We start from the raw sequence: 13,207 nt of genomic DNA, 5'->3' as shown, positions 1-13,207 counted from the left end.
TTGGGAGTGGGATCAGTACATCACACCGGGAATGCGCAGCTCGGGTGTTTCGCCTCCGACATATTTGCCCCACAGTTCCTGATAACGGCCCGAACGCGCCTGATGTGTAACAAACAGGTTCAGGAAGTTCAGCCAGGTGACGTCCTGTCTTTTGCCAACGACCGAGGTGTAATCGGTGGTCCAGGGCATACGCGGACCGGCCAGCACGGTTTCATACTGCTGGGTGATCGGCAGAACGGCGGTGTTGGTGGTGATACCGATATCGGCCTTGCCCTGTGCGACCGCCAGAAACACCTCGTTTTCCGACTGGTAGCCCTGATAGTTGCCTTCTTCACCCCATTCGGCAGCGATCTTTAGCCATTCCTGCTCTGGCACTGTGCCAATCGCGGCGGCGACCCGTTTACCGCGGATGTCTTCGAAGGTTTCGATCCCACTGTCCGCGTTCACGACGCCCTGCGCGTAGTAGATTGCATAGGGAATGGAAAAGCCTACGGTCCGCGCCCGTTCGAGGCTGTCCGAGGTCGCACCGAACACGACATCTGCGCGCCCGGTCACGATGACCGGCAGGCGCTCGGCCCAGGTCAAAGGCAGGATTTCCGCCTCAACTTCAAGCGCCGCAGCCAGATCATTGCAGTATTCCACGTCAAAACCCGCCGGTTCGTTGTTGGCGTCGCGATACCCGATCGGCGGAAAGTCCAGAACAACGCCACATCGAAGAGTGCCGCGATCCACGACATCGTCGAGCGTGTCCGCCATCGCAGGGCCTGTTGTGAAAGTAGTGAAGGCCGCCAGTGCGACGAGTTTCTTGAGCATGTGATCCTCCCTGAATCAAAAGATGTGAACACGAATAACGGATATTGTATCCAACATCCACAAAAAAGTTCTATCGGGCCTAATCGGCATGCGCCTCTACCCGGCTATCGGACGGAACAATTATTCAAAGAACGCCTGGTCGCTCATTGATTGTCTTGAGGTTTCGCTGTTCGATCCAAACTCAATGACCTCCGTTCCTCGTTCAGTTCGACAATCACCGAACAACGAAACATGTGCCAAACAGGTTGTTTCGGTTAAGCTGCGGCATGTCATATGAACCCAGGCTGAATATTGTCGGCGCTGCACTTGCGGATTCAAGCAGGACCCGCATTCTGTGCGAGTTGATGGATGGTCGGGCGCACACCGGAAAAGAACTGGCATCCGTTGCCGGGATCGCCCCGAACACCGCAAGTGAGCACCTGTCGAAACTTCGGGGTGCAGATATGATCGTCGCCGAGAAAAGCGGACGGTGCGTCTATTACCGCATCGCCAGCGATGAGGTCGCGGAAACTCTTGAACAGCTGTCTGCATTGTCGCCCACCGATCATCTGTACAGAGGTCGAAACGGGGAATGTCCGCCTGATTTGGTGGCGCGGACCTGTTACAACCACATCGCCGGTCGTCTTGGAGTCGTCTTGGCCCGGCGACTTGTGGACCAAGGCTGGATGTCTGTCGAAGGGACAAGCGCGCGCCTGACCCAAAGCGGAGGTGCGCATCTGAAGCGTATTGGAATTCTGTCTGACGCTGCATCATCTCTACCGGTCAAATGCTGTCTGGACTGGTCCGAGCGTCGCCACCATTTTTCCGGGCCGTTCGGGGTCAATCTTCTCGATCAGGCACTGTCAAGGAAATGGGTAACCCGCCCGCGCAACGGCAGGGCTTTGTACATCGAGCCGAAAGGTCTTGCTGCTTTCGAGCTGTATTTTGGCATCTCCAAAGACATGTTGTTTCGTAGCTTTGAAGTCACTTGAACTTCGGCCGGAGGCGAACTGTTCATAGTAGCGAAGGCCGGTGTCCCCGACCATGACTTGCCAAAACTAAGGGGACACAATGATCTGGCAAATCCAATCCAATCGTTTCGACCTCGAAGCGGGTTTCGAAATTACCGTGCAGGTTCCGCAACCACATGCAAAAGCTCTGCTTCAGGCTGTTTACCAGGTGACCGCGCTTGACTATGGCGACTACGACCATGTTTCTTTTCAGACTGAGGTCGGCACTCAACGGTTTCGTTCCTTACCGGGAGGGCGAAACGCTGCGACCGATCAAGTGGTCGAAGTGCCTTGCGTCGAACTCTCGTTCTTCGTTGCCGATCATCAAATCGTTAAAAACGTTGTGGAAACGCTTTTTGCACAGCATCCCTATGAAGAGCCGGTCATTCTGATCCGGTCCGCGTGGCGCACCTTGCACCGGGCCGGGATGGACGAAGACAACCCCAACAAGTTCTGGAACCGTCCGTCTGAAGACTGGGTGCCAGAGTTTCACAGAATCAAGCCGCACAAATCCGGCCAGGTCCCATAATACGTTTATCAGACAATGCGCAGGGTGTCTTTTTCCCCTTTCCCACTACTTCCAATGGCGTTCAGTCTGTTCTGACAACCCCGGTTTCAACCCACCTGTCAAACCGGGACAGAACTGCTTCGCAGAAAGCCGCGTCGTTGATGTGAACGTCCAGTTCTGTCATCGGCACCCGACCGGGCATGACCTTGCGCGCTTCATCCACCATTTCGGCCAGTGCCTTTGGATCATGCGCTTCTTCGCCTTCCTTGTCCCAATCCTCGACGCCCTGAACGGGCAAAAAGAAATGCACGGGCCCGGTTGCGGCTTCCAGCCGGTTCGTGAGTTCCCGAATCCAGGAACGTCGTTCAGCCCCGTTGAAGACCGAGCTTTTGATCAGGCGGTTGTGTTCATGGAACGGGCGATCAGCGTATTGCTCGGGGATATCCTGCCAACCCGCAAAGTCCAATAGATCCAGCGCACCTGGGGCCACCATCTGTGGTGTTCCTACACGTCCGGCATTGGTGACACGGTCATCGCCGCTGGAGACAACGGAACCCGCCATCAGGTTGCCGAATTCCTGCATGCAGAAGTCCATCACGCAGGCAAACGCGCCTTCGCCTGCCAGTTTTTCATAAGCCATGCCGCCCATGCCGGTAGAGTGGAACACGGCCACTTCAAACCCGCGGTCTTCCAATGCCGGTTTCAGAGTTTTCATGTAACGCAGGCAGGACGAACCAAGGCTGGTCATACCGATCAGAGGTTTGCTGCGATCGGGGGCGGTCGCCGCTTTGGTTGCGCCCACGACGGCCCCGGCAGCTTGGCTGAGCGAAGACTTGCAGATCGAGTTCATGCCATACAGGCCGCCGGCCCAGAGGATCATCTGAATGTCAGGTGCAAGCCGATGCGGAGGAATCAGAGGTGAGAAGCTGACCGTTGATACGATGTATTTGGGAACGCCCATCGGCAGCGCCTGCGCACAATCCAGCGCAAGGTCCGTGCCCATGGTTCCACCCGTGGCAAGCATTCCGTCAAACCGACCTTCTGAATAAGCCTTTGCAACGACCTTTGCTGCCCCGGCCGACATTGCGCGAAAGGCTTTGTTTTCGTCTCCTTGCGCGATGACTTCTTCAATGGTCATGCCACCGGCTGCGGCCACGTCGTGCTTTGAGATATCAGTTGGATCGGACGGATCACCCAGAACCGAGACATCCATGGTCAGGACGTCGGCACCCTGCGCTCTGACCGCCTTTTCGATGAACCGCATCTCGGGCTCTTTGGTGTCATAAGTACCAATCAGCAGGATTGTCTTTTTGGCCATTGGTGCCTCCCGTCTAAGTGTGGCGTTCGAGGTATTTGGTCATCAACCCTCGGGCGGTTTCAATGAACCGCACATTGCGTATGTCCGATCCTTCTTCATTCAGGCGGGATGCAACCCATCCCACATATGTTGCCGCGCGAAGTGCCATGAACAGGTCAAGTTGCGCGGTGTAGATCGTTCGTTCCGATCGGTACCCGGCCAGCAAAGCATCGTGCAACTGGTTGAAATCCGGTTCGCGCAGATTCTTGAGGAGTATTGTCGCGATATCAAACAGGCGAAAACCGAAACCGGAATCGTCGAAGTCGATAAGCCACAGTTTGTCACCATCAACCATGATGTTTTCGCGGACAAGATCGGCGTGGATCAGCCCGTAATCCAACTGCTTTTCCACGCGCTGAAGGTCACGATCTGCGACGTCTCGGAACGCCAGGAAAAGTGATCGGTCCGTTTTCCCAAGCGTTGGGTTCTCCCAGAATCGACCCCAGAGAGGGGTGTCTCCAAGCAGCCCGCTACGATCCCATGACCAACGCGTGAAGTCGTGCGGACGAGTCCATTGGTCACTGATGTCATGCAGTCGCGCCGTTTCTCTGCCAATTGTGTGGAAGACGCCGTTTCTGTCGCGCTGCTCCAAGGCTGATCCGGTCGCACCCAAAGGGCTGCCCGGCAACCAGTTGAGCATGTCGACCTGAATGCCGTCCACCAGATGCAGATAGCGTCGATCTGCGGCCGGGACAGGAGTTGGAACTCCGACCCCGTTTTTGCCGAGAACGGCCATCCATTGTAGCTCTGAACGGAGTTCGACATCCGTTCGCAGCCCTTTGCGATGCAGTCGCAGAGCATAGGCGGTCTGGCCTGCCTGAACGCGATAGACGCAGTTTTCGCGAGCAGCCACGAGAGACCATTCGCTATCGACCAGTTCCCAAAGGGTCAGCGCCTGTTCCACGATCTGCTTCATGCGACCAGCGGCGTTTTCGCCAAAACTTCGTCCAGCGTGTCAAAGAGAAGATCCGCGTTTTTGATAGAGAATGGCATGGGTGGTCGAATTTTCAGAGCATTCTTATGGCGTCCAAGCTTGGAGTGAATAATCCCGCGCTGGCGCATGGCGTTGATGGTACGGTCAGTGAATTCACTGGCGGGCTGCTTGCTGTCGCGATCAAGGACCATTTCGGCCCCGAATATCAGCCCCGAGCCGCGTATGTCTCCGATGACGTCATACTTTTCTTTCAAAAGCTTCAGTCGTTTTCGCGCATGGTCGCCAACGGATTTGGCATGTGCGACCAGGCTCTGGTCTTCGATCTCTTCCAAAACCGCCATCGCTGCAGCACAGGAAACAGGGTTTCCGCCAAACGTGTTGAAGTACCGATATCCCTTGCGGAACGCCGAAATGATCTCGGAACGTGTGACCACGCTGCCCACCGGATGGCCGTTGGCCATGGGTTTGCCCAAAGTCATGACGTCCGGCACAACGCCCATCTTCTGATGCGCCCACATATGGGTGCCGGTTCGGCCAAAGCCTGATTGCACCTCGTCGCAGATCAACAGGCCGCCGGCCTGGCGTACGACCTTGGCCGTGGGTGCCAGCCAACCGTCCGGATTGTCTGGAAAGCCTTCGTTCAGAAAATAAGGGCAGACGATCAATGCGGCAAAGCCGGTGCCGGCCTTTTCGTGCTCGGCAATCTGTTCCGCCACGGCATCGGCGAATTTTGACCCGTCCGGGTCGGGATCGCGATAGCTGTCGGGTGCGCCGACAAAACGGAAATACTTGCTCAGCCCGAAGCCGACTGTCGGGATGTTCGATTTGCTCAACTGGCTGACCAGCGCTGTATTTCCATGATAGGTGGCGTCAGTGGCAATGATCCCTCGTTTTCCGGTCATTGCCTCTGCCATTCGCAAAGCAATGTCATTTGCCTCGGAACCGGTGCAGGTGAGGATGGCCGTATTCAGCGCTGCATCCATCGTCCCGGTCAGTTTTTCCACATAGTCCAGAATCCCGTCGTGCAGATACCGGGTGTGCGTGTTGAGCGTGCGCGCCTGACGACAGATCGCCTCGACCACGCGCGGATTGCAATGACCCACATGTGGCACGTTGTTGTAGCAATCCAGATATTTACGCCCGTCCGCATCCCACAACCAGACGCCTTCGCCTTTCACAAAATGAACCGGCTCGTAGTAGAACGTCGACACGTTAGGGCCCAATAGCCTGGCCCGGCGCTCAATGAGTTCAACAGATTTCGCTGGAAGAGTCATGAGGTCGGCCTTCTTTCAGAGTTTTATCCATGCGGTTTTCAGATCGAAGTATTTTTCCAGTGCGTGCAGAGATTTGTCGTGTCCATTGCCCGACTGGCGAACCCCGCCCAGCGGCACAGTCAGGTCGGCACCGCCATATGTGTTGACGTGCACAACACCGGCGCGAATGCCGGCCACCATGCGATGCGCGCGGCTGAAGTTCGAGGTCCAGACACCGCCAGCCAGCCCATAGACCGTGGCATTGGCCAGACGGATCGCTTCGTCTTCATCCTTGAAAGGCGTAACCGCCAGTACGGGGCCGAAGACTTCGTTCTGGAACAGGTTGTCGGTCTCTTTCACGTTGGCCATGACGGTCGGCGCCATGTAGTAGCCTCCGGTCTCTGTCAGGATGCGGTTTCCGCCCGTCCGGCGCTCGGCGCCTTCTGCTTCGGCTTTGGTCACGAAATCCAGATTGGCCTGAAGCTCTGGCAGGCTGTGCACCGCGCCGATCTGGCTGTTCAGGTCCAGCGGGTCGCCGACGCGGAAGCTTTCAGCATGGCGGCTGATCTCGGTCACGAAGTCCTCGTAAACCTCTTGCTGGACCAGCAGGCGAGATCCGGCGACACAGACCTGACCAGAATTGCGGAAGATGCCAGCGGCTGAGACCTTGGCCGCTTCGGACAGATCAGGGGCATCGGAAAAAACGATGTTAGGGGACTTGCCGCCTAGTTCCAGATAGCAGCGTTTCAGGTTCGACCGAGCGGAATACTCCAACAGCCGCCGTCCGGTTGTGCCCGACCCGGTAAACACCATGATGTCGACGTCCATCGACAGGGCCAGAGCCTCACCCACGACCGAGCCACGCCCGGTCACGACATTGAACACCCCGTCGGGCACTCCGGCTTCTGCGGCAAGCTCGGCAATCTTCAGCAGGTTGAGTGAGGCGCTTTCGGCAGGTTTCAGGACGACGGAATTGCCTGCGGCCAGTGCCGGTGCAATTTTCCAGCTGCCGATCATCAGTGGAAAGTTCCACGGTACGATGGCCCCGACAACCCCGACCGGAGCGTGATGTACAAGCCCCAGAACATCACCGCTTGTCGGGGCGATTTGTCCATAAATCTTGTCGATCGCCTCGGCGTAGTACCGGAAAGTAGCAGCCGCCGAGAGTGCCTCGGCCTTGTAAGCCATGGTGATCTCGGTTCCGTTGTCGCGCACGCCCAGCACGGCTAGCTCAAGCGCGCGTGCTTCGATCAGGTCAGCCAGTTTCAGCAATACTTTCTTGCGGTCGGCAGGGGCCATGCGCGCCCATCGCCCATCCTCGAACGCTAGGCGCGCCGCACGAACGGCTGACTCGACATCCGCAGGCGTGCCCTCGGCGATCAGCGCCAGAGGCTGACCGTTGATCGGAGACAGAACTTGATGCCGGGCCCCGGTTTCGCCATCCTGATAGCGGCCGTTTATGAAATGCCCGCGCGGAGCAATGTCCTGCGCACGCAGCGCATCAATCGAGGATTGGTCCATGGGGGGTTATCCTTGCTGAGTTGAGTCTTCGTCGAGAACCGGTTGCGGTGTGATGCGTTCCTTGTGTTCCTTGATCAGCGAGCGAACGTGGAGCAGAATGACCCCAAGGATCATGATGAATAGTATTGCGGCAATCGGCCGGTCAATGAAATCAAGTGGTGTCTTCACCCGCGCCATGGCGCTGCGCAGTTTGACTTCCATGATCCCGCCCAGAACCATGCCCAGAATGATCGGAACAATGGGCAGGTTCAGGCGCTTCAGGATCAGCCCGAACACGCCGAACCCGGCGGCAATGGCGCAGTCCGTGACTGAGTTGCGCAGGCTAAATACACCGACAAAGGAAAGCGTCAGGATCATGATCCCCAGAAAGCGCGTCGGGATCTGAATGATCTTCAGCAACAGATTGGTCGAGAACAACAAAAAGACCAGAACGATCACATTGAGCAGGATCAGCGACATGTACAGTGCCATGACAAAATCCATCTGATCGGCAAAAAGCTGTGGTCCGGGAATGACGTTGTGAACATAGAAGACCGAAAGCATCATCGCGGTCAGCGCTTCGCCAGGAATACCCAGCGCCAGCAGCGGAATCATTGCGGCCCCAGGAACGGCATTGTTGGCCGCCTCGGACGCCACCAGACCTTCTGGTGACCCATCGCCAAATTTGTCGGGGTCTTCAGAGGTTTTCTGTGCGTATGTGTATGAGAGGAACTGTGATGTGAATTCGCCTGTGCCCGGTACCATGCCCATGAGCACACCCAGCGATGACGACACCGTTGCGATGCGTTTCAGGCCCAGTAGTTCTTTGAGGCCCGCGAAGATGCTGCCGCGCACATGGGCTTCGCCCGGCGCGTGTTCTTTGTCGACCAGCAGCAGCAGCGCCTGACTGATGGCGAACAGCCCAAGAACCACCACGATCAGATCGACACCTGACGAAAGCCAGGTTTGGTCAAAGGTAAAACGTTTGGTGTATTTGACGGGTTCCAGACCGACGGTGCTGAGGAAAATGCCGAAGAACGCCAGCATCGCGGCCGAAAAGGTCTGCCCGCGATGGGCCAGGATCACCAGAAGGATGCCCATTAACGCAGCCAGGAATATTTCGCGGCTTCCGAAATGTGGGGCAACCCAGGCCAACACAGGCGATAGGATGATCAGACAGAGGATCGAGAAGATGCCGCCGAAAAACGACGCCGAATAGGCCAGCGACAGGGCTCGGTGTCCCTCGCCGCGCTTGGTCATGGGATAGCCGTCATAGGTGGTCAGTGCGTTGACGGCCGTGCCAGGCGTGTTGATCAGAATGGCAGGAATTGCACCGCCATACATGGACGACCCGTAAATGCCCAACAGAAGGGTCAGGCCGACGATGGGCTCAAACGCGAAGGTGGCGGGCAGCAGAATGGCAATTGCCACAGCAGCGCCGACGCCGGGCAACGCGCCGATGATGACGCCGCCCACCGATCCGATGACTAGTGCCACGACGACCTGCCACTGTGCCAGAATTGCAAAGCCGGAAATCAGATTGTCCATCTTGGCCTCACAGGTAGGTCAGCGCAAAGGCGCGCAGCCCATCGGGCAAGAATTCGTATATCCGACCGGTAGGAATGTTCACATGAAGCAGCGCGCGGAAGACGACGGCCACGACCGCGCCGAAGGTAAGTGCAACGCAAAAAGCCCCAGGCAGTCGAAATCCCAATCGTATCGTCAGCAGGGCCGCAAAAAGCATGGTGGAGGGCAGATACCCAAGCCACGGAACCGCCACGACATAGATCAGGAAGTAGGCAACGTATTCGAGGGACATCAACCAGAACGTCACCTCTCGCAAACGTCCGGGAATGCGCGGGGACAGGAAAGAGCTCAGCAAGTGGAGGCCGCTGAACAAAACCATACCCCAGATCGCGATCTTGGGCCAAAGGGCGGGCTGGGCAAACCACTTGGTTCGTTTGACAGCCTGAGTCTCAGTGCCGATCTGGCTGAGAAGGAACAGGGAGCAACCGAAGAAAAGGAAGGCAAAGACAATATCGCCAGGACGTCGATAACGTCGGAACATGTCTTGCAGTGTCTTTGCTATCATTTTGGCCTCCTGTTTGAAAGAAAAAGGCCCGGCGTTGTTCGACCTTGCCGGGCCTTCTTCGGACTATTCGCCCAGAATCTCTTCGATCTTGGCAAAAGAGGCTTTGTCCTGCTCGATCTGAGCATTGGATGCGTCCGGGTCCTGCCAGTAGATCAGTGCGCCTGTTTCCTCAGCCAGCTTCTTGGCTTTGTCCGAGGACAACGCTTTCTGGGCGGCAGCCGAGATCTTTTCACGCGCGTCGGCAGGCGTGTCTTTGTGCACAAACAGCCCGTTCCAAAGAGCCAATGGCAGGTCCGGATTGAGTTCCACGATCGTCGGCGTATCCGGAACCAGTGAAATCCGCTCGCCACCGATGCTGGCAAGGACGTTCACCTGATCAAGGCAGGGAAGGATAAGCTGTAGCGTCGTATTGATTACATCCACGTCGCCTGAGGCCAGCGTGTTGCAATCCAAGGCGTCAAATGCCGCTTCGCTGGCAAAGTCGAACCCGCTGCTGACCGCAGCTGCAAATGTGACCTGAGTGGGCGGCAGAACCGATCCGAAATGGCCAAGCGCCACGTCATTTTCCTTGCCGTATTCGGCCAGTTCTTCCCAGCTTGAAAACGGTGCGTCTTTGCTCGCTGCGATGACGAAGGGATAAGTCAGGAAGATGCCAATTGGATCGAAAGGATTCGGGTTGAGTTCGGGAATTCCGATCTCGGGGCCAATGACGGGTACTCCGATGACGAAAGAGCCGATGGTGTAACCATCCGCCGGAGCGGTTGCCACCTCGACAGCGCCGGGGAATGGGCCACCGCCACCTCCGGGTTTGTTCACGACAGCAGCAGGCACACCGTACATGGCCTGGAATTCGTCGGCGATCATCCGGGTAAGGACATCTTCCAGATCGCCCGGAGGCCAAGGTACGACAAAGCTTACCGGCTTCTCAGGGTACTCTGCCAGTGCGGCAGTGGCCGAAGCTGCAAAAGCGGCGGCTGTTAGAAATTTCTTCATTGACACCTCCCGTTAGTGGTTCAATATTTGAACCTCGTTAACAATAATAATGTTGCTTTGTTAAGTTAGTTCTGTCAAGTATTACCTGAGCAAGAGGACGATACGCACATGGGCACAGCCCTTAACGCCCTAAAAATGCTGGATTACTTTTCCAATGCCCGCCCAGAGATCGGGCTGAGTCACCTGGCGCGGTTGTCCGGGCTGAACAAGGCAACGGCATTGCGCCACCTGCGCGCGCTTGAGGAGTTCGGGTTGATCGAACAGAATCCGATGACAAAAACTTATGCCATCGGGCCGGCGGCATTGCGTTTGGCCGCACTGCGAGAGATCGCCAGACCCGGCATTGAGCGCGCGCGCCAAAAAATGCAGGCCGCAATGCAGATGGTCGGTGAATCCCTGCATCTGTCCTTGCTGGAGAAAACGGGATTACAGACAGCGCTGGTGGTGGAAACAACGCGGCACAGTGTCCGGGTCAGTCTTGATCCCAGCGAGATGCTTCCGCTCAATGCGACGGCTTCCGGTCTGTGCATGCTCAGTTTCGGACCGGCCCACCTTTTGGAGCAGTTGGATCAGGACGTGCAGGCACGGTTTACACAAGCCACGCTTACTGATCCGAAGCTCATCAAAGAGCGGGTCGCAAAGATCAGAGTTTCAGGCTGGGCCGACAGCCGCGGCAGTTACGAAGAAGGTGTTTTTGGATATGCCGCGCCGATCTTCGGCATCGATCAGATTGCACTGGGAACCATCGCAATAGCTGTCCCTGAAACCCGGGCAACCAGCGACCGCCTTCCGGCAATACTGTCAACGTTGCATTCACTTTCGGCTGATCTGACCGCTGGTTTTGGCGGCCAGTTGCCCGACTCCTTTCCAACCGAATTCCACCCGTGACCCGGGGCGGATTCAACACTCGGAGACCCGCGACATGAAAGACTCCAACTTTCTGAAGGAAAACAACGCCCGATACTTCTGGCACCCGATGGCGCATCCCGCCGACAGCCGGAAGAACCCGCCGACAATTCTCAGCGGTGGTGAAGGGGTCAGCATCATTGATGTCGATGGCCACAGGGCGCTGGACGCCGTAGGGGGGCTGTGGAACGTCAATCTGGGCTATTCCTGTGAACCGGTGAAGCGGGCCATAGCGGATCAACTGAATGCGTTGCCTTACTACTCCACCTTTCGGGGCACCAGCAACGACAAGGCGATTGAGCTGTCTTATGAACTGGCCCAGTTCTTTGAGCCTGACGGGCTGACCCGCGCTTTCTTTACGTCGGGTGGGTCGGATTCTGTCGAAATAGCTCTGAAACTTGCGCGCCAGTATCACAAAGTCCGGGGTGAAGCCGGACGTACCAAGTTCATCAGCCTAAAGCAGGGCTATCACGGCACTCATTTTGCTGCCGCCTCTGTCAACGGCAACCAGAAGTTCCGCGCGGTGTATGAGCCGATGATGCCGGGCTGCTACCACGTGCCGGCCCCCTGGACCTATCGCAATCCGTTTGACGAAACCGATCCCGAGCGTCTGGCGCAGCTTTGTATCAAGGCGCTTGAGGCCGAGATCGCATTTCAGGGTGCAAGCACCGTTGCGGCCTTCATCATGGAGCCGGTTCTCGGGGCAGGAGGCGTGATCCCGCCGCACAAGAGTTTCATGCCCATGGTGCGCGAGGTCTGTTACAGGCACGGCATCCTGCTGATCTCGGACGAGATTATCACCGCTTTTGGTCGCACCGGCAGTGAAAGTGGTGCGCGGCACTGGGGCGTCCAGCCGGATATCATGACGACGGCAAAGGCGATCACCAATGGGTATTTCCCTTTTGGCGCGGCCATGATTTCGGGCGCGGTCGCAGAGGTTTTTGAAAGTGACACCACGGGTCTGGCATCCGTCGATCAGGGGTATACCTATTCCGGCCATCCGGTCGGCGCGGCCGCAGCTTTGGCCGCCCTGTCCGAGATCAACCGCCTACGGATCTGGGAAAACGCTGCCGCGCGCGGGCATGAGTTGTTTGCCGGCTTGCAAAAGCTGGCCGACAAGCATGACGCGATCGGGGACGTGCGGGGCGGTGAGGGCCTGATGTGTGCATTGGAACTGGTCTCGGATCGGGCGACCAAGGCACCTATCGCAAAACACCTGCCGCTACAGGTTCAGAAAGCTGCATATGAAGACGGCGTGATGGTCCGCGTATCAGGCAACAACATCATTCTGTCGCCGCCGCTGATCGTCACTTCGGAAGATGTGACTAAAATTCTATCGGCTTTGGACGCTGGATTGGGGACCCTGTAAGTATTCAAACGACCCCGTCCTGTTGGGGCGGGGTCAGGCTTTGATGGCCTGCAATTCCTCGAGCAGGTCCAGCAGTTGATCCAGCTTCTCGGTGCCCATCTGCGCTTCGATATTACTGGAGATGGCGAGTGATGTGGCCAGGTTCTCCTTGAGGATAGAGCGGCCTGAATCCGTGATCTTGACCATGGTGCGGCGCTTGTCGTCGCTATCCTGACGGCGGGTGATCTGGCCATCGGCCTCCATCGTGCGCAAAATGCGGGTCACGCTGGGTAGCAGCAGGCATGCCTCATGCGCGATGGTGCTTTGTTCCACTTCGCCCAGCTCGTCCAAAACACGCAGGATGCGCCATTTCTGCTCGGTCAGTTGGATGCCTTGCAGCATGTCCCGGATCGGAGCCATGACGGTTTCGCGGGCTCGCAGCAGCGCGATCGGAAGGGACCGGGCGGTGCTTTTGGAATGGCTTTGAGTGTTCATGCGGCCTTCTAGAATGTCA

At 57.2% G+C, this 13,207-nt stretch carries 13 protein-coding genes; 4 read left to right on the top strand and 9 right to left on the bottom strand.

Annotated elements, in window-relative coordinates:
- Window positions 1–12 precede the first annotated feature (12 nt).
- The gene (locus tag D1823_RS21525) at window positions 13–813 is read right to left on the bottom strand and encodes a transporter substrate-binding domain-containing protein (protein ID WP_117873919.1); all 801 of its coding nucleotides are present in this window, start codon (window positions 811–813) and stop codon (window positions 13–15) included.
- A gap of 266 nt (window positions 814–1,079) precedes the next feature.
- Between D1823_RS21525 and D1823_RS21520 the strand changes: the two genes are divergently transcribed.
- Both D1823_RS21520 and D1823_RS21515 read left to right on the top strand, forming a co-directional pair.
- On the top strand, window positions 1,080–1,784 hold the full coding sequence (locus D1823_RS21520; RefSeq protein ID WP_117873917.1) for a helix-turn-helix transcriptional regulator: 705 nt from the start codon (window positions 1,080–1,082) through the stop codon (window positions 1,782–1,784).
- 79 nt (window positions 1,785–1,863) lie between these two features.
- Entirely contained in the window at window positions 1,864–2,331 is a 468-nt protein-coding gene (locus D1823_RS21515; protein ID WP_254683863.1) for a hypothetical protein, read from the top strand.
- A 61-nt stretch (window positions 2,332–2,392) separates the two neighbouring features.
- Here D1823_RS21515 and D1823_RS21510 read toward each other — a convergent pair whose 3' ends face one another.
- The 7 genes from D1823_RS21510 to D1823_RS21480 all read right to left on the bottom strand — a co-directional run bounded on the left by D1823_RS21510 (window position 2,393) and on the right by D1823_RS21480 (window position 10,439).
- Window positions 2,393–3,628 (bottom strand): Tm-1-like ATP-binding domain-containing protein, encoded by a 1,236-nt coding sequence (locus D1823_RS21510; RefSeq protein ID WP_117873915.1) that lies wholly within the window; start codon window positions 3,626–3,628, stop codon window positions 2,393–2,395.
- 13 nt (window positions 3,629–3,641) lie between these two features.
- Complete coding sequence (locus D1823_RS21505; protein ID WP_162896903.1) at window positions 3,642–4,583, bottom strand: phosphotransferase enzyme family protein; 942 nt, start codon at window positions 4,581–4,583, stop codon at window positions 3,642–3,644.
- Window positions 4,580–5,875 (bottom strand): aspartate aminotransferase family protein, encoded by a 1,296-nt coding sequence (locus tag D1823_RS21500; RefSeq protein WP_117873913.1) that lies wholly within the window; start codon window positions 5,873–5,875, stop codon window positions 4,580–4,582. The genes D1823_RS21505 and D1823_RS21500 overlap by 4 nt, the downstream gene beginning before the upstream one ends.
- A 15-nt stretch (window positions 5,876–5,890) precedes the next feature.
- A complete protein-coding gene (locus D1823_RS21495; RefSeq protein WP_117873911.1) occupies window positions 5,891–7,375 on the bottom strand; it encodes an aldehyde dehydrogenase in 1,485 nt (494 codons plus the stop codon).
- A gap of 6 nt (window positions 7,376–7,381) precedes the next feature.
- Window positions 7,382–8,902: a tripartite tricarboxylate transporter permease gene (locus D1823_RS21490; protein ID WP_117873909.1), complete on the bottom strand. Its 1,521-nt coding sequence runs from the start codon at window positions 8,900–8,902 to the stop codon at window positions 7,382–7,384.
- A 7-nt stretch (window positions 8,903–8,909) separates the two neighbouring features.
- Window positions 8,910–9,446 carry a tripartite tricarboxylate transporter TctB family protein gene (locus D1823_RS21485; RefSeq protein WP_117873907.1) on the bottom strand — a complete coding sequence of 179 codons (537 nt, stop codon included), beginning with the start codon at window positions 9,444–9,446 and terminating at the stop codon, window positions 8,910–8,912.
- A 63-nt stretch (window positions 9,447–9,509) separates the two neighbouring features.
- Window positions 9,510–10,439, bottom strand: a complete 930-nt coding sequence (locus tag D1823_RS21480; protein WP_117873905.1) for a tripartite tricarboxylate transporter substrate binding protein — start codon at window positions 10,437–10,439, stop codon at window positions 9,510–9,512.
- Between the two features lie 108 nt (window positions 10,440–10,547).
- On the opposite strand from D1823_RS21480, the gene D1823_RS21475 reads away from it, so the two are divergent.
- Together D1823_RS21475 and D1823_RS21470 are read left to right on the top strand one after the other, a co-directional pair.
- Complete coding sequence (locus D1823_RS21475; protein ID WP_117873903.1) at window positions 10,548–11,327, top strand: IclR family transcriptional regulator; 780 nt, start codon at window positions 10,548–10,550, stop codon at window positions 11,325–11,327.
- Between the two features lie 34 nt (window positions 11,328–11,361).
- Complete coding sequence (locus D1823_RS21470) at window positions 11,362–12,714, top strand: aminotransferase class III-fold pyridoxal phosphate-dependent enzyme (RefSeq protein WP_117873902.1); 1,353 nt, start codon at window positions 11,362–11,364, stop codon at window positions 12,712–12,714.
- Window positions 12,715–12,747: 33 nt separating this feature from the next.
- Here D1823_RS21470 and hpaR read toward each other — a convergent pair whose 3' ends face one another.
- Complete coding sequence (gene hpaR / locus D1823_RS21465; RefSeq protein ID WP_117873900.1) at window positions 12,748–13,188, bottom strand: homoprotocatechuate degradation operon regulator HpaR; 441 nt, start codon at window positions 13,186–13,188, stop codon at window positions 12,748–12,750.
- Window positions 13,189–13,207: the final 19 nt, after the last annotated feature.

This window comes from Ruegeria sp. AD91A (assembly GCF_003443535.1).
In the GTDB taxonomy this organism is placed as follows: Bacteria; Pseudomonadota; Alphaproteobacteria; order Rhodobacterales; family Rhodobacteraceae; genus Ruegeria.
The sequence above is the reverse complement of the archived record's forward strand: the minus strand, read 5'-3'. Positions and strand labels throughout refer to the sequence as shown.